The sequence below is a fragment of the Metabacillus sediminilitoris genome, from assembly GCF_009720625.1.
GTDB lineage: Bacteria > Bacillota > Bacilli > Bacillales > Bacillaceae > Metabacillus > Metabacillus sediminilitoris.
Window position 1 is genome coordinate 4633524 of the sequence record NZ_CP046266.1, and the last position, 17520, is coordinate 4651043.

The window sequence follows — 17520 nt, forward strand, 5'->3', positions numbered from 1 at the left end:
AATCAATGTTCATTCATTTACCCTTCGATCCACCATATTTGACCATAGATCAAAATAGCAGTACCTTGATATGCCAGACCAAAAAAGATAACTCTTAAATAGAAGATGATTTTCACCTTCAATTTAAGAGTTTTTTACAATCTCATGGTGAGAGTTGGATTTCAATTTCTAAAATTTTTTTAATGAATAAAAGTTTTTGTAAAATGAATTGTTACCCATTCATTTGTTTGTTTCTTTTCTTTTATCTTAAATTCACCGGCTTCAAAATCTGCTATCAGCTGATCGATATGCCATTCAACTAGTCCAGAGATAATAAAGTCATTACTGTTTTTTAATAAATCATGTCTTTTTAAAATACTCATTGTTTCATTTGCACCAATATTGATTAAGATCAGGTCAAAATGATCATTAATTTGGTAGTCACCCGTGATTAAATCAGCTTGAACGACCTGCAGATCATTTGTTAAACCATTCAGCTTCGCATTATGATAAAGTTCTCTCTCCACTTCCTCATAATCAACAGCAACGACCTTTTCTGCCCCTTTAAGCGATGAAGCAATAGCTAGCATACCAGATCCTGTACCTAAGTCGAGAACACTTTTTCCTGTAAGATCTTTTTCTAAAATCATTCGCAAACATCCTTGAGTTGTTTCATGAAGACCTGTTCCAAATGCTGCTAATGGATCGAATTTAAGAATCTTTTTTCCCTCATATTGTTGTTGTGAATTCGGATAGACAATGACCCAGCCATTTCCTAGATCAATATCTTGAAACTCATATGACTGCTCCCAATTTTCTTCTTCGTAAGCCATATACTGGAAATCTTCTTTTGAAACTGAAAGAGTTGATTCCAAAAGTGAAAAATAGGACTCTGGTAGATTTTCTACTTCTATATCACTTGCATAAATTTTCAAATCGATATGCTGATCCTCTTTTTCTTCATACCCATAGCCATTTTGGACTTTTATGATTTCAATTGGTGATTCATAATACAGATTATAAATTCCAGCTGCATTTAGCTTGTCTGTATATTGGTCAATTTGCTTATAAGGTATGTTTATTGTAAATTCATGTAACATTGGTTATCCCTCTCTTTATGTACTCATTTCATTCTTTTCGTTACTATTTTACCTTTAAACAGTTTATTATAGCTTGATAATGTATAGCAAATTAATTCTGTTTCTTTTTGATTTGATTGAGTGATTATTCATATACTTTTTATCAGGCACTCCATCGTCAATGCACCTTAGTGTGGTTTAGTTAAATGTTTGAAAGCATATTTCACTTCTATTCTCTTTCTCAAGGGGAGATTGAACCTTCCTATCTATTGAACCTTTACCGTCTTGGCCCCCTATTATTGAACCACTCTTACTACAAATCCCTATTTTTCAAGAGAAGACGAAAAAACGGACTCATGTTAAGAGTCCGTTCATTGTTAATTGCTTTTATAAATAAAATAATCAAAATCTGCATGCTTGTTTTGTCCAGATGTATCTTGGCATTGCATACCGACAAATGCTCCTGTAAAAAATCCTCCGCCTTGAACATAGTCATCTGATAATTTATAGGATTGGAAGTCAACTGGAATGAGGATCCAATTTACACCGTCAAATGAATAGTAATAATGATAAACCTCTGTTTTCACATCAACCCGAAGATACACATATTCGACTTCATCTGGAATAACAATCTCTTTTCTTTGTAAAGGTTGGGCAAATGTAAAATTATCACAAGTGATAAGCTCAAGAATTCTACCCTTTTGTTCATTCCAAGATATTTGGCATGAAGTCCAATTCTTTGTATTATAATAATTTACCAAACCTGCCGATTGCTGAAATGACGTAGGTTTAAATGAGACTTTTGTCTCGGCAGTAAAGTTAAAGTGCTGCCAGCGTCGAGCAACAAAAGCTTGAGTAAATTTGGATGTCAACGATTCTTTCCCATAGAGTCGTAAATGACTTGGATGATCCTTCAAAGAAACAATATCCTCCCCTAACGGGATACGCAAATTCTGAAAATGTGGATTTAAAGAATCACTATCAAAGTCGTCTTTCTCAGGAAAATCCATATTCCACTGAACTTCTTCTATGCTTGGACCTTCTATCTCTAATGAAGGATGATTTCCTCCAACGACATATGGCCAGTCATTTTTCCATTCGAGTCTTTGAATAGCGGTTTCTCTTCCTAGTGGACAATAACCACGCGGATCTAATAAAGGCTGGCCTTCTCTCGGCAGAGGTCTGCCAGTTAAATGGACAAGGAACCACTCATTCGTATGTGTATGTACAATTGATGCATGCCCAGCTTTTTGGAGGGGAATTCTCGGTGATGAAAATGAAGAAATCAACGGATTTGCCGGATGCACTTCATATGGCCCCCTCAATTGTTTTGACCTAGCAATAGTGGCCTGGTGGTCATATTTTGTACCACCTTCTGCTGTTAATAAATAGTAATAGCCATTCAGTTTATATACGTGTGGCGCTTCTGTCAGTTTAATATCTGTTCCCTTAAAGATCACTTCCGCTTTACCAATTAATTTTTGTTCCTCCACACTATATTCTTGGAGAACTATTCCATAAAAATTATGATGATTCACTCGATGATCCCAATACATATTAACTAAATATTTTTTTCCATCCTCATCGTGAAATAAAGAAGGATCAAAACCAGAGCTATTTAAATAAATAGATTCTGACCAATCTCCATCTATTGTTTCACTTGTAACAAGATAGTTATGGCAATCCTTCCATTGTCCTTCTACAACCTTTACATCTGTATAAATCAGCCAAAACTTGCCATCACTATAGGAAAGGGCAGGGGCCCAAACGCCGCCCGAATCTGGATTTCCCATCATGTTTAATTGACTTAAACGATTTAACGGTCGTGCTGCCAATCGCCAATTTTTCAAATTTTTAGAATGATAAATCCCTACCCCTGGAAACCATTCAAAAGTTGATACTGCAATATAATAATCTTCCCCAACTCGACAAATACTTGGATCAGGATTAAATCCTGTTAAAATCGGATTGCGAATGATAGCCATATTAGATACCCCTTCTTCTATTAAGTGTTTTGGACAGTTTCCATCACCTTCACTTCCTTGTCCTGATTAGGCTGGAAAGAAGGGGATTACTGTTGTGTTCTACTAAACTATGATTGTTAGTATGGCCCTTTAATATATTCCTTTACTTTTTCATGATAAAAGTTTTCAAGCATTTTCATTTCTTCAAGGGAGAAAGGTTTTGTATGAATGGCGTCAAGGTTGTCTGCCACTTGCTTTTGATTCTTGAAACCAGGAATAATACATGTGATTTCCTTTTGATCCAGGATCCAGCGAAGTGCTGCACTGGCCATTGAATGTCTGCCTTCTGCAATCCATTTAAGCTGATTAGATAATTCCACACCTTTTTTGAATCCAAGACCAGCAAACGTTTCTCCAATGTTAAATGACTTTCCTTCTTCGTTGAAGTTTCGATGATCATCCTCTTCGAACACATGATCAATTGTATATTTTCCAGTCAACAGTCCGCTTGCTAACGGTAAACGGACAAGAATGCCAACTCCTCTTTTTTTCGCTTCAGGGAGCAACACCTCTAAAGGCTTCTGACGGAAAATGTTAAAAATAACTTGCAGACTTTTAACATTTGGATTTTCTAAGCAAAGTAATCCTTCCTCTACTGTTTCTACACTAACGCCATAATGACGAATTTTCCCTTCCTCCTTTAGACGATCAAGAACTTCAAATACTTGACCATCCTTTAAAATATCAGTAGTAGGACAATGTACTTGATATAAATCAATGGCTTCTCTTTTCAAACGACGAAGACTGTCTTCACAGTACGTCCGCACCATTTCATATGAATAATTTTCCGGATCAAAAATATCTCCTTTACGACAAAACTTTGTTGCAATTCCTATATGGTCTTCACGGCCTTTCGTCGCTTTTGCCAGTAATTCTTCACTATGACCATCTCCATAGACATCCGCCGTATCAAAAAAGTTTACACCTTGGTCAATAGCGTATTCTAAAGCTCTTAATGACTCCGTGTCATTTGTTTTGCCCCATGCTCCGCCTATTGCCCAAGTTCCAAAGCTAACTTCACTTACTTTTATCCCTGTGTTTCCAAGTTCACGATAATTCAAACTTTTCCTCTCCCCTCTAAATTTTTTTGTCTATTGATAGACTTTTTTAGAAAGCTCAAATTGTTCTACAGATTTTATTGAACGGATATCACAATGAATCTATCCATAAAATCTTTTAAATATATGATTTTCTTACTTTCCTTTTTCGTGCTTCAATACGGTTAAAACAGTAATTTCCCCCAAGCATTAAAACCCAAGCAAAAGATACAATACTAAAAAAAGGAATGAAACCTGGCTGAAGTAAAATCAAGTAACTAACTGCCGCAAGACCAGCTAACATTATAAGCGTGATATGAAAATTAAGAATGCCTAGGAAAAAAGCATTTTTTATATAAGCAATCATTTTCAAATCGTAATGAACATACACAGGGAAGATATATAACAACGTAATGATATAAAAAACAGTAATCATGATTAATGGTACGATCAATGCTAACTGAAGGGTACCATGAACTGTTCTTATGAGAAGAAAATCAAAAGTGATAAATACTCCACTTGCGATGAGACACCAACCCAGCCGATTTGATTTTTTGAATTCCTCCCGATATATGGAAAGAAATGTTCTCCATATTGGGAAATCAGTCTCTTTCCGCTGCCATTTTCGTACGATTGAAAAAAGGGCTATTGTTGCCGGCATCATTCCCAATACAAGCAGTCCTGCTAACGAAAATAGGAACCACAAAATATTTAGGTAGGCTAGTTTCATCACCCATTCACATAGAGTAAATAGCTTGCCCATGGCTTTTTCAAAAAGCATTGTTGACCACCCCCTATGACTATTTCATTCTTGTTGTCTATTATTCTATTTTTTCATTACCCTTTTACTGAACCCGCTGCAATTCCTTCAACAATACGATTACTCAAGACAAAGAATGCAATTAGGATTGGCAGGATACTTATGACAAGGGTTGCACCAATTGCTCCCCAATCTGTTGTGTACTGACCAATAAAATTTTGAATCCCAACAGTTAGTGTTTTATATACATCTGAACTGATAAACGTATTTACAAAAACGAATTCATTCCAGTTGTAGATCATGTTAATAATGGCAGCTGTTGCAATTACCGGCGATGTCATCGGCAGAGTAATTTGAAAAAAGATACGATTAATGGATGCTCCATCCATAACTGCTGCTTCTTCCACTTCACGAGGAAGGGCTTCATAAAACCCTAATAAAATCATAATTGTAATCGGCAAGTTGAATGCCGTATACGTTAAAATAATAGAAAGAGGATTATCAATCAGGTTAATGGATGTAAATGTACTAAATAAAGGAATTAGTGTTGAATGGACAGGGATCATTAAACCTACCATAAATAATCCCAATACTAATTTACTCCCCTTCCAATTCATTCTCGTAAGTGCAAATGTTACGAAACTTGCAAGTAAAACCGTCAATACTACTGCAGCAACAGTATAAACTACACTATTTAAAAAATACTGACTAATGTTCCCTTCTGTCCAAACCTTTGCGTAATTTTCCCACCGGGGAGTTTCAGGTAAGGAAAAGGGAGACATATTGAAAACTTCCTGATTATTTTTCAGTGAAAATAGAAATAGCCAGACAATCGGAAAAAGTTGAAAAACGGCTACGATGATTAAAAAAACATACATAATCGTATATGCACTTCGACTAAGCAGTGAATTTGTCGCTAAATTTGTTTTCTGCTTCCTGATCTTGACCGGAGAGCCTGTAGCTTTTACTGTATCCACTAAAATCCCCCCTTCTTTTAATAAATATCATTTTTCGTTTCTGTAAGTTTACGAATGAGATAAGTAACAATTAGACAAATAATTAATAAGAAGAAACCAATTGCACTTGCATACCCAAAATCAAACCCCTTAAATGCCTTTTGATACATGTAAGAAGCCATAACCTCACTTGCTCCATTCGGTCCTCCGCCAGTCATGACATAAATTAAGTCAAAGTATTTAAGTGATCCAACAACTGCTAAAACAATTGTCACTTTGATGACATTCATGATTAATGGAAGTTTTATTTTTAAAGCAATTTGGAATGGTGATGCTCCATCGATTCTCGCCGCTTCAATGAGTGATTCCGGAATGTTCTTTAAGGCAGCATAATAAATCAAAATGTAAAAACCCGCATATTGCCAAATTATTGGTACGATAATCGCATATAGTGCTATGTTAGGTTCTGCGAGCCATGCTGGTGTATTATCGACGCCAATAGCAAGAAGCATACTGTTAATAATTCCGTTCGTAGGATGATATATTTTCAGCCATAGTTGAGCAATTGCAACTGATGCAAGAAGCATTGGAATTAAATAAATCTTTCTGAGCAAATCCGCACCCTTTATCTTGCCGGCTAAAATAATAGAGATGAATAAATAACCGATCAAGCTTAGTGCAGAAAAGAGTGCTAACAAAAAGGAATGGAGGGCGCTTTTCCAAAATAGAGGGTCATTGATTAGTTGGGAATAATTCTTTAAGCCGATGAATTCCATCTCACCAATCCCATTCCATTTCATCAAGCCATAATATCCTGTTTGTACAATTGGAACGTAAATCAATGCAAGGATTAGAAAAAGAGCTGGTGTTATATAGAGAGCAATTACCTTTTTATCTGACATGACTTTATTCAAAATAATTCAACTCCTTCCCGAAAGAAAACCTAAAAGCGCCTAGACCTTAAATAGTCCAAGTTAACACTCTATGAATGACATCTATTTCAGCTCATAGGCGCTTTTTACAATATGATCAGTTTACATTCATTAGATTAGTTTCCTTCTTCAGCCTTCAGTGCATCTTCGTGCTGTTTTGCAAAATCTTTTGGTTTTACTTCATTGCCATATAATGATTGGATTAAGTTTAAATGTGTTTCAGCAACAGAAGCACTCATTTGTACATCTGCAAATAATGTTAAATTGCTAGCATTATTTAAATCATTCAATACATCAATATAAAGCTGCGGCAATTCTACTTTTTCTGTATCAACTTTCGTTGCTGGAAGAACCCCTGCTTTTTCTACCGATTGCTCGCCCCATTTTTCTACAAAGAATTTCACAAATTCTTTTGATTCAGCTTTTACTTCTGAATTTTCTGCTACGAATAAACCAACTCCAGGTCCGCCAACCCAGCTATCAATGTCTCCTTTACCACCGTCAACTGTAGGGAATTTAAAGTAACCAACGTTATCACGGAATTCTTTTGGAATATCTTCATTCGTTGTAAAGTTAGGAAGTTCCCATGTACCCATTAAGTACATTGCAGCTTTACCATTTAAGAATTCTGATTTTCCTTCGTCATTCGATACTCCGTTAAAACCTTTATTAAAAGCGTTTTCATTTACAAGGTTTTGAATTTCTTCAGCTGCTGATACAAGCGCTGGATCTTCAAATGATCCTGTTCGGTCAATTGCTTTGTTAAGAACTTCAGCACCGCCGATGCGATCTGCTAAGTACATATACCATAATGAACCTGTCCAGCGATCTTTGTTGCCAAGTGCGATTGGTGCAACACCTTCACTAGCTAGTGTTTTCACTACATTTTGGAATTCGCTGTATGTTTGCGGTACTTCTAGATTATATTTTTCAAAAATCTCTTTATTGTAATAAATAGGAGCAATGTTCAATTCGAGAGGAAGTCCATATGTTTTTCCCTCAAAAGCATATGCTTCTGTAGTTCCGCTTACAAAGGAATCTTTCAAGCCATCATTAAGGACATCATCTAGTTCTGCAAAAAGTTTTCCTTTTACGAATGGCGTCATATATCCAGCAGCCCAAGTAAACCCAACATCCGGAAGTTCATTAGAAGAAGAAAGAACTTTTATTTTGTTCTTATATTGTTCATTTTCTAGAACTTCAACTTCAATCTTTACATCCTTATGCTCTGCTTCATATTGTTTGATGATATCTGATACAATCAAATTTTGTTGCTTTGAGCTTCCAGCCGGCCAAAGATGCATAAACTTGATTGTTTTCTTTGAATCACCCTCACCATCAACCTGATTAGAGCCGCTACATCCAGCAAGAGCTGCAGTCAGTAGAAGAATGAGCACAAATAATAATGTATGCGCTTTCTTAAACATGTTATAACCCCCTGTAATTATTATTTCTCTTACAATTAGAATTTTAGCATGACGATAAAATCGCGGTAAGGTTACCGCGATTGGGGAAAATTCCATTATTTTTAGGTAGAAGCATCCTCAAGCTCAGAAATCTTTCGAAATTTACTTGGAGTAACACCTTCATAATCTTTAAAAATCTTAATGAAATATTTAGCCGTTTGATACCCTACCTTGAAGGAAATTTCTTCTATCTGTAAATTCGTTGTCAACAATAGTGTTTTTGCAATTTGCAGTCTTTTTCTCGTTAAAAATTCACTAAATGTCAAACGCGTATGTTCTTTAAACAATACACTGAAGTAGCTTGCATTTAAATGGACAGTATTTGCTACTTCCTTTAGAGTGATCGGTTTTTCAATATTATTATTAATAAAATCTATTGCTTCTTTAATAGCAGAATTAGAATGATCATGATTTGTATCAACATTTATGAGTTTATCATCTGCGACCTTTTCCAAATAGCTTGTCCGCTCAAGGCTAGCTTCAGTTTTTAAAGCATGCTCGACTGCCTCAATCAGTTTCTGCTTACTTAAAGGCTTTAACAAGTAATTTATTACACCAAGACGAATCGCTTCTTGGGCATAATTGAAATCCGGATAGCCTGAAACAATGATTACAACAGGCTTATAACCATTCTCTTTTATTTTACTTAATAGCTTTAAACCATCCATTTCTGGCATTGAGACGTCGGAGATTAATAAGTGAATTTTGTTTTTGTTGAATAATTCATAAGCTTCAGGACCGTCTGCAGCACTTAGAATGTCATATTTGCCGCCAGACCATTTTTCAAGTGTTTTTTGCAAACCTTGCCGAGTCGTTTGCTCGTCATCAACAATCAGAATCGTTTTTGAATCCATTTTTAATTCCCTCCTATAATCGGAATCTCAAATGTTACTATCGTTCCATTGCCCTGTTTACTCATTAAAGAAAGATTTTTTAAGTTATGTTGGTCATAATATAGTTGAAGCCTTTTATTCACATTTGTCAGCGCCATCCCTATACCTTTCATAGATGAGGCATAATCATTTTCTATTGCTCTATTAATCTTATTAAGTGTTTCATGTTCAATTCCCATACCATTATCTTTTACTTTGATTGTAATGTTGCTAGAATGGTGGGCTTTTTCAACAATAATGGAAACAAAGCCTTGCCTTCTTTTATTTTCAATTCCATGTAAGATTGCATTCTCAACTAATGGCTGAATCATTAACTTAGGTATCTTTACAGAATCGAATTCTTTTAAAGCAACGATCTCCCATTGCAGACGGTCACCCAATCTCATTTTCATTAATTGTAAAAAACGTTCAATATGCTCAAGCTCATCTTGTATCGTTACCCATTCATCATTATTCGACTTTCCAATCGTATATCTAAAGAGCTCCGACATCGCAATGACAGTCTCCGCTAACTCTTCTTCCCCTTTTTCTTCTAAGGACCAATAAAGAGCATTCAAGGTATTGTAAAGAAAATGGGGATTAATTTGTGCTTGCAATGCTTTCAGCTCGGTTCTGCTGCGAAGTATTTCCTTTTCATACACCTCTTGTATCAAGTGATTTGTGTTGTCTACCATTTGATTGTATGTTTTATTTAATTCAATAATTTCTAATGATGACATGCTTTCCGGATTCTTCTTTAATTCATCCATTTTTGCGTTTTTCATCGTATTTGTTAGTCTTTTTATCGGCCTAGTAATGATCGTTGCTAGAAACATAGAAGAAACAAAGAATAGGAAAAAGCCAATTGCTACAGAAAAAAGAATGGCAGGCCGTACTGTGGAAACATTTTCCATAAGAAAACTAGTTGGTTTTAAAATAACAAGTGTCCAACCTGTTTGTTTAGATTGTTCTGTTACAATCAAATATTCTTTTTTATCAATTGTAATCGTTTTCTTTTTTTCTAACAAAAAATTCTGAATATCAATTCCATAATCAGTTGTAATGGGAGAGAGATCTCGATCCAGCAGCATCATATAGTCATTTTCTACGTTATTCATCCTATTATCATCTACTTGAAAATAGCTATTATAAATTCGAACGACCAAATACCCTCCATTTGAGTACCAACGTTCCATTAAACTAACCCTTCTAATTGCGTATGAATAATTTTGATCCTTTTGGTCCTTTCCTACCCATACTAAGCGTCCTTTTTCTTGATCAGCCATTTTCACCCATTCGTCATCAATGACATTTGAAAGTTTATTATCGTTAAAAGGATAAACCCTATTACCAGATGCAGTATATAATTCAATAGATGAAATACCATCTGAGTATGCATGGATATTATTGATAACTCTAAGAAGCGATTGTCTTTTGGCAAAGTCTATGCTCTCACCATTTACAATATTAAATAATAGTTGTTGAACTGTACCATTTGTCGCCAATTGATTCGATAATGTATCAATTTGATTATAAAGCGTTTCCATTCTCCCGTTTGCTTCAATTGCCGTTTGTTGGATTTGCTTTGCTGCATTTTCTTTCATCACGTTACCAACCTGGTTATATACGATCATTGAAACGATAGATAAAACAATAATCATGACAAACAGAAAGACAGCAAAAATTTGATTACGTAGAGTATTTAACTTTTTTAATCTTGGAATCATTGATAATTTTAAGCTCCCATTCTTAAAAACATATTCTTGTCTTTATCGTCAGTATCCTTATTATACTTTGACAAGCTATGCAAATAAAGCGAGACTTCCATCAGTGTGGGGGGACTTTTCCCGCACTGATGGATAGCGAGACTTATCGGATCTTTACAGGCAGTTAACCTTCATCTACTTCTTTGCAAATCCTTTAATCTTAAGCCAGATGGTTTTACTGCCTGTTTAGAATGGGATAAAGCGAGACTTCCATCAGTGTGGGGGAACTTTTCCCGCACTGATGGATAGCGAGACTTATCGGATCTTTACAGGCAGTTAACCTTCATCTACCTTCTTTGCAAATCCTTTAATCTTAAGCCAGATGGTTTTACTGCCTGTTTAGAATGGGATAAAGCGAGACTTCCATCAGTGTGGGGGGACTTTTCCCGCACTGATGGATAGCGAGACTTATCGGATCTTTACAGGCAGTTAACCTCCATCTATCTTCTTTGTAAATCCTCATAATACTACAAATAAAAGCGGACCCCCTAAGGAATCCGCTTGCTAACTTATTATTCTTTGTCATTTTCACTTAAATAATTTTTTATTTTGTACTCTTCTTTTTTATCTTCTAACCAGGTTGGATATTCAGCAGCAACCTTTTCATCTAATAAAACGCCTTTGATTTCAGCTTTACTATCTTCATAGATTGCTTCTTTTGCTTCCTTCTTATCTGTTACTTTAATAATATGATATCCAAATTCCGACTTAACTGGATCACTGATTTCATCAACCTTCATAGAAAATGCTTTATCTTCAAATTCTGCAACCATTGACCCTTTACTAAAGAATCCTAAGTCCCCACCTGATTCCGCTGATGCTGTATCTGTTGAATATTCTTTAGCTAATGCTGCAAAGTCTTCGCCAGAAGCCAGTTTTTCTTTTACCTCTTTAGCCTTTGCTTCATCTTCTACTAATATATGGCTTGCTTTTACTTGCTCTGCTTGTGCAAATGTATCTTTATTTTCATCAAAGTATGTTTTCATTTCTTCATCAGTAATTTTAATTTCTGATTCTAGTAATTTTTCAATTTGTAGATTTGTTTTTATATCTTCTTCTAAAAGATCCTGTGTTAAACCACTACTTGCTAATGTTTGTTCAAATACGTCTTGTCCACCATAGGAATCGATTAATTTTTGAAGTTCTTCATCAATTTCTTCTTGATTCACAGAAACCTTTTCTTTTTCAACCTCTTGTTCAATAATACTTTTTGTGATAAGTGTATCTACTGCAGATGCACCACTTTGCTCAACGAAAAATGTATATAAATCATCTTTTGTAATTTTTTCACTACCTATTTTTGCTACAGCTTCACTCCGAGTAGTAAGAAAAATAAATACTGCGATTACCACTACAATAAGAGCGGCCAGAATTGCGAGAGTTTTTTTACTTGAAAATACTTTTTCTATCATTCTAAGTCTCCTTAATCATCTCTATTGTCTTGCTGTTTCTATAAAACTATCTTAACAAATAAATATGAATAAACTATGAACAAACGGTAAAAAATAAAAAAAGGAACAGATATCATCATTCCTATTCATTCTTTAATAGGAATGGTAATTGTAAATTTAGTGCCTCTATTTCGTTCACTTGTAATCGTAATTTCTCCTTTGTGAAGTTCAACTAGACGTTTTACAATGGAAAGACCAAGCCCAAATTCACCAAATTGGTTACTCGTCCTTGATATATCAGCTTTATAAAATCTCCGCCAAATTGATTCAATTTCCTGCTTATCCATTCCAATTCCCGTATCCTCAATTTCAATAATCGTAGCTGCACTTCCCTGAATTCCTCGCAGCAAAACTGATCCTTCATTTGTAAATTGAATACTATTTTTTGTAATGTTAATTAAAATTTGGATCAGGCGATCGTAATCAGCAAAAACCATACTATCTTCATCGACATCAATAATTAGATGAATATTTTTTGCTTCAGCTTGTAGCAATAAATGTTCTTTAATGACTTCCAATACCTCTTTTAATTGAATTCTTTCGATAACAAGTTTAACTTGATTCGATCGAATCCTCTCATAATCAAGGTTCTCATTTACAAGTCGAATTAATCGCTTTGTTTCTTGACTAACGAGCTGAATGCCTTTCTCTTTTTCGTCCTCTTCAATCATATTGTTTTTTAGTCCTTCAATGACACCGCTAATTGTCGTTAATGGAGTGCGAAGTTCATGTGATACATCGGCAATAAATTGTCTTCGTCGCTTTTCAAGACTATCTATTTCTTCATTTTGTGCTTTTAATTGATCAATCATATCATTAAAATCATTTGACATTTCGGCAATTTCATCAAAGTTTGATACTGGAAGATAAGCATCATAATCACCATTAGCAATTTTCGATGTCGCTTTTCTTATTTTTTGTATTCGATTCACATGAATTTTTGAGAGAACCCAGCTCAGTAAAAATGAAACAGATAATGCGATAATAACTGTATAGAGTAAATATTGATTGACCTCACTGATCATTTCCCGTGAACCGCTTATAGGGGAAATGAGTAATATTCCGCCAATAACCTCGCCTCTACCTATATAAGGTATTGCTACCAATGAAACTTCCTGGTTAGCCCATTTAATATTATGCTTAGTAATAATCTTTTCCCCTCTGGAGAGTTTGTTCCAATCCTCATCACTAAGTCTTGCTCTTGTCGCGTTATTAGCAACTGGATATACAATGACACCATTTTGACCGAAGATACTAAAAGAAATATTTTGAGTATTCAGTACATGTTGATATTGCGTAAAAATGAATTCCTGTCCTGCCCGATCAAAATCTTCTAAAATATTCTCCCCATACTTGGTTAGTTCTTTTACTTTATTTTCATAAACCATGTTTTCAACAAAATGGGCAAATAATAGACTTAATATGATAAATGCTATTATGAGAATACTTATATGACTAATAAACTGTTGATAAATGTACTTAATCCTCATTGCCTTCAACCGATTCATCAAATTTATAGCCAACTCCCCATACAGTATGGAAGAAAGGTTGTGTTGGAGTTTCAACCTTTTTTCTTAATCGTTTAATATGGACATCAACCGTTCGTTCATCACCATAAAATTGATAACCCCAAACTTGCTCTAACAATTGTTCCCGAGTAAAGACTTGCCGTGCATTTTTTACAAAGTAATAAAGCAAATCAAATTCCTTCGGTGTCAAATTAGAGATTTTTTTATCCTTTAAATAAACTTCTCTAGTTGATTTGCTGATTTTAAAGTTTTCTGTTTGAATAAGATCAGCATGATTAGCATGCTGATCTTGTTCAATAAGTTGATATCGTCGAGTAACTGCCCTAATTCTTGCCATTAAAGCTAGCGGACTAAATGGCTTTGTGACATAATCATCTGCACCCATTTCAAGTCCTAATACTTGATCAGACTCACTATCTTTTGCAGTCAGCATAATAATTGGAATCGAACTTTTTTCTTCTCTGATTTTTCGACAGAGTGAAACACCATCTATCCCGGGCAGCATCCAGTCGAGGATGATTAAGTCCCACTCATCCGTTTTATAACGTTCATAGCCTTCTAAACCATCGTGAACAAATTCACCTGAAATTCCTTCTTTTGAAAAAAACATTTCAATCATAGAACAAACACTTGGATTATCTTCAACGACTAATACTTTCATTTTCCACCTACCACCTAAATTAGAACGTTCTTTCTTTTCTTTTATCAATTTTATCGTTTTCTAATTCAATCTACAAATTTCTAAAGTTAAGACACCTTATGAATGAAAAAAGACTTGTTAATTTAAGCTTTCTGTATGAATTACGGCTTGTAAAACTTTTTTAAAAAATAATAGGTTTAGAAAACACAGAATAGGGTATTAGGATTTTGGGGTAGTATAAAGGGAGGAATCTAAATTGGGGCTTAGCTTTCAAAATTCATATTCAATAAAAGAATTCATCGAACAAAATAAAGAAAAATTTAAAAATGCACTATTACATGAAGCAGTTAATGTAAAAGATAAAATTGATGAAATTTTAAGAATTGGCAATATTAACTTGGTAAATAATGCTCAAAAGCTGGTTATTGATATTATAGATGGTAATGAACAAGAACTTCGATCTTTTGCTAAACAAGAAGGTATAGCATGGGCAACACATTCCATTGCATTATCATTCAAGTTGGAGTGGGTTCAAGCCATTCGTAGAACATTGTGGAATTTTATACAAAAGTATAACGAATTATCTGATAATAGGAAATTAAAAGACTTTTTTGAAATGGAACAACAAATAAATAATCTCGTCGATCAATTCTTAAATACCTTTTTTATTAGTTATTCTACATACAAGGACAAATTAATAACAGCACAAAGACAGTTGGTTGAAAATCTCTCAGTTCCAATCATCCCTATCTCATCAACTATTTGTATTTTACCGTTGATTGGTTCAGTTGATTCATATCGAACAGCCATTCTGGAGGAGAAAGTTTTAACAGAAATTGGGAGATTACGTATTCAAACATTAATTGTGGATTTATCTGGAATTAGCGATATGGCGAATGACGTCATTGATCATTTGATGAAAATCATTGACGGCACATCCATGATGGGTTGTAACACAGTGATTACAGGGTTAAGAGCTGAAGTTGTTAGAAAAATGATCCACTCAGGCCAAACATTTTATAAAAAGACGAAAACATTAGGAACTTTACAACAAGCATTAAAAGAATATTTTATAAATTAATTTTTTTCTGCTAAAAGCCCCATTTAAAGGGGCCCTTTCAATACAAATGTTACTACTTCTTCCAAGCCACTTAAAGTAATTCCTTATTTTTTTATAGGAAATCCTCAATGAAATATAACTAGAGATAAACTAGACGAAACAAACACTTAATAATAATCCTAAAATACGAAACCAATCATTCTGAATTATATGTTAGTCATTTCACCATCTGAATGAGCATCTCCTGGAACACGCTTGCCTATTCCAAAAACATAAAAACTAATGACAACGATACCTAGGAAAAAAATTCCTACAATAAGTGAAATACGTGTTTCATCATTTAACCACATACCAATTAATACCATAATTAAAAAGGCAATCGTTAAGTAATTTGAGACTGGAGCAAAAGGCATTTTAAATGGATGTTTGTTCATTACAGTTCCATTCATTTTTCTGAAACGAATTTGACTAATTAGAATTACAAACCATGGAATCATACCAGGTAGTACACTAGCACTGTATACATGCACAAATAAATTTTCCGGTGCAATATAACTTAAAATAACACCAACTACCAAACCAATTAGTACACCAAACGTTCCGTATAACGGCACACCATTACGAGTGACTTTCGTAAAGAATTTTGGCGCTTGTCCATTTATTCCCAATGTATAGAGCATACGTCCTGCACTGAAAATACCACTATTACAACCAGACATTGCTGCTGTAATGACGACAAAGTTAATAATACCAGCTGCTGCTGTAATACCAACTTTCGCAAATGTTGCAACAAACGGACTACCAATTGAATCTAATTGGTCCCAAGGATAAACTGTAACAATCACAAAAATGGCTCCAATATAGAAGATTAAGATTCGCCAAATAATACTCTGAATGGCCTTAGTTAACGTTTTTTGTGGATTTTTTGCTTCACCAGCTGTAATCCCGATTAACTCGACACCTTGGTAAGCTCCAATAACCAGTGATAGAGCAAAAAAGAACCCAGTCCAACCACCTGCAAAGAAGCCCCCATTTTCCCAAAGGTTAGATAATCCAATTGCGTTTCCTCCGTTACCAAACCCGAAGAAAATAAGACCAACACCCGCTACAATCATCAATAAAATGGTAACGATTTTAATCATCGCAAACCAGAATTCAAATTCACCAAACGATTTAACAGAAATTAAGTTCGCAGCACCAAGAATCACCATTGCAATGATTCCCGGTATCCAAGCAGGTAAATCCGGAAACCAATACTTCATGTATGTCCCAACTGCAATAATTTCTGACATACCAACGATAACCCACTGGAACCAGTTACTCCATGCAGTCATATAACCTGCTAATGGATGAATATACTTATGGCCAAATGACGCAAATGATCCTGTACTTGGTTCGACATACAGCATTTCCCCCATTGCCCGCATAATGAAAAAGATAAATATCCCTGCAATTACATAAGCAAGCAGTACTGACGGACCTGTCCATTGAATCGTACTAGCCGAACCCATAAATAAGCCAACTCCAATTGTGCCTCCCAAAGCAATCATCTGGATATGGCGCGCTTCCAAACCTCTCTTTAATTCTTTGTTTTCCACTCCGTTCCCTCCTCTTTCACTATTACTAGACGCAATTTCAAGCAAGCTACTAATACACTCTCTATTTGTGTGTGGAAATGATGAAGCTAGCTATCTAGCTAAAAGCTTATGAAACATTTTTAATAGCTAGGAAGATTCTTCATCTTCCATTTATTATCTATCACACTTAAATAACTTATATTATAATAATAAATTTTCCTGAGAAATACAATTGTATTTCTCAGGAAAACAGTTATTTATTCATATATTTATTTTTTAAATAGTGTTTTTATTATTATTGAATAGTTTAAATTTTATGGAAACAATTTAAGGAAAACTTGTGAAAACTGATAGAGGACTACGATCATGGTGGCCACGATAATAATTTTTGT

At 34.7% G+C, this 17520-nt stretch carries 14 protein-coding genes; 1 reads left to right on the forward strand and 13 read right to left on the reverse strand.

What is annotated here, in order from left to right:
• Nucleotides 1-179 precede the first annotated feature (179 nt).
• The 12 genes from GMB29_RS22380 to GMB29_RS22435 form a co-directional block, all read right to left on the reverse strand.
• A complete protein-coding gene (locus tag GMB29_RS22380; protein WP_136352698.1) occupies nucleotides 180-1079 on the reverse strand; it encodes a 50S ribosomal protein L11 methyltransferase in 900 nt (299 codons plus the stop codon).
• Nucleotides 1080-1435: 356 nt separating this feature from the next.
• On the reverse strand, nucleotides 1436-3043 hold the full coding sequence (locus GMB29_RS22385; protein WP_136352697.1) for a glycoside hydrolase family 43 protein: 1608 nt from the start codon (nucleotides 3041-3043) through the stop codon (nucleotides 1436-1438).
• A gap of 116 nt (nucleotides 3044-3159) precedes the next feature.
• Nucleotides 3160-4143: an aldo/keto reductase gene (locus GMB29_RS22390; protein WP_136352696.1), complete on the reverse strand. Its 984-nt coding sequence runs from the start codon at nucleotides 4141-4143 to the stop codon at nucleotides 3160-3162.
• A gap of 115 nt (nucleotides 4144-4258) precedes the next feature.
• Nucleotides 4259-4900: a YesL family protein gene (locus tag GMB29_RS22395; protein WP_227551410.1), complete on the reverse strand. Its 642-nt coding sequence runs from the start codon at nucleotides 4898-4900 to the stop codon at nucleotides 4259-4261.
• A gap of 56 nt (nucleotides 4901-4956) precedes the next feature.
• The gene (locus tag GMB29_RS22400; protein WP_406600289.1) at nucleotides 4957-5856 is read right to left on the reverse strand and encodes a carbohydrate ABC transporter permease; all 900 of its coding nucleotides are present in this window, start codon (nucleotides 5854-5856) and stop codon (nucleotides 4957-4959) included.
• A 17-nt stretch (nucleotides 5857-5873) separates the two neighbouring features.
• Nucleotides 5874-6749 (reverse strand): carbohydrate ABC transporter permease, encoded by an 876-nt coding sequence (locus GMB29_RS22405; RefSeq protein ID WP_136352695.1) that lies wholly within the window; start codon nucleotides 6747-6749, stop codon nucleotides 5874-5876.
• Nucleotides 6750-6883: 134 nt separating this feature from the next.
• The gene (locus GMB29_RS22410; protein ID WP_136352694.1) at nucleotides 6884-8194 is read right to left on the reverse strand and encodes an extracellular solute-binding protein; all 1311 of its coding nucleotides are present in this window, start codon (nucleotides 8192-8194) and stop codon (nucleotides 6884-6886) included.
• A gap of 101 nt (nucleotides 8195-8295) precedes the next feature.
• A complete protein-coding gene (locus tag GMB29_RS22415) occupies nucleotides 8296-9087 on the reverse strand; it encodes a response regulator transcription factor (protein WP_136352693.1) in 792 nt (263 codons plus the stop codon).
• Between the two features lie 2 nt (nucleotides 9088-9089).
• The gene (locus GMB29_RS22420; RefSeq protein WP_136352692.1) at nucleotides 9090-10832 is read right to left on the reverse strand and encodes a sensor histidine kinase; all 1743 of its coding nucleotides are present in this window, start codon (nucleotides 10830-10832) and stop codon (nucleotides 9090-9092) included.
• 551 nt (nucleotides 10833-11383) lie between these two features.
• Nucleotides 11384-12283 carry a foldase protein PrsA gene (locus tag GMB29_RS22425; protein ID WP_136352691.1) on the reverse strand — a complete coding sequence of 300 codons (900 nt, stop codon included), beginning with the start codon at nucleotides 12281-12283 and terminating at the stop codon, nucleotides 11384-11386.
• Between the two features lie 125 nt (nucleotides 12284-12408).
• On the reverse strand, nucleotides 12409-13812 hold the full coding sequence (locus GMB29_RS22430) for a sensor histidine kinase (protein ID WP_136352777.1): 1404 nt from the start codon (nucleotides 13810-13812) through the stop codon (nucleotides 12409-12411).
• Nucleotides 13802-14512 (reverse strand): response regulator transcription factor, encoded by a 711-nt coding sequence (locus GMB29_RS22435; protein ID WP_136352690.1) that lies wholly within the window; start codon nucleotides 14510-14512, stop codon nucleotides 13802-13804. Before GMB29_RS22435 ends, GMB29_RS22430 begins: the two co-directional genes overlap by 11 nt.
• A gap of 235 nt (nucleotides 14513-14747) precedes the next feature.
• Between GMB29_RS22435 and GMB29_RS22440 the strand changes: the two genes are divergently transcribed.
• Nucleotides 14748-15572, forward strand: a complete 825-nt coding sequence (locus GMB29_RS22440; RefSeq protein WP_136352689.1) for an STAS domain-containing protein — start codon at nucleotides 14748-14750, stop codon at nucleotides 15570-15572.
• Between the two features lie 185 nt (nucleotides 15573-15757).
• On the opposite strand, the gene GMB29_RS22445 is transcribed toward GMB29_RS22440, so the two are convergent.
• Nucleotides 15758-17149, reverse strand: coding sequence for an amino acid permease (locus GMB29_RS22445; RefSeq protein ID WP_136352688.1), 1392 nt, complete (start codon nucleotides 17147-17149; stop codon nucleotides 15758-15760).
• Nucleotides 17150-17520 lie beyond the last annotated feature (371 nt).

Excerpts from the sequence above, each read along its gene's own strand:
- GMB29_RS22415 (WP_136352693.1), bottom strand. The coding sequence starts at position 9,087 with ATGGATTCAAAAACGATTCTGATTGTTGATGACGAGCAAACGACTCGG.
- GMB29_RS22410 (WP_136352694.1), bottom strand. The coding sequence starts at position 8,194 with ATGTTTAAGAAAGCGCATACATTATTATTTGTGCTCATTCTTCTACTG.
- GMB29_RS22435 (WP_136352690.1), bottom strand. The coding sequence starts at position 14,512 with ATGAAAGTATTAGTCGTTGAAGATAATCCAAGTGTTTGTTCTATGATT.
- GMB29_RS22380 (WP_136352698.1), bottom strand. The coding sequence starts at position 1,079 with ATGTTACATGAATTTACAATAAACATACCTTATAAGCAAATTGACCAA.
- GMB29_RS22385 (WP_136352697.1), bottom strand. The coding sequence starts at position 3,043 with ATGGCTATCATTCGCAATCCGATTTTAACAGGATTTAATCCTGATCCA.
- GMB29_RS22430 (WP_136352777.1), bottom strand. The coding sequence starts at position 13,812 with ATGAGGATTAAGTACATTTATCAACAGTTTATTAGTCATATAAGTATT.
- GMB29_RS22395 (WP_227551410.1), bottom strand. The coding sequence starts at position 4,900 with ATGCTTTTTGAAAAAGCCATGGGCAAGCTATTTACTCTATGTGAATGG.
- GMB29_RS22425 (WP_136352691.1), bottom strand. The coding sequence starts at position 12,283 with ATGATAGAAAAAGTATTTTCAAGTAAAAAAACTCTCGCAATTCTGGCC.
- GMB29_RS22420 (WP_136352692.1), bottom strand. The coding sequence starts at position 10,832 with ATGATTCCAAGATTAAAAAAGTTAAATACTCTACGTAATCAAATTTTT.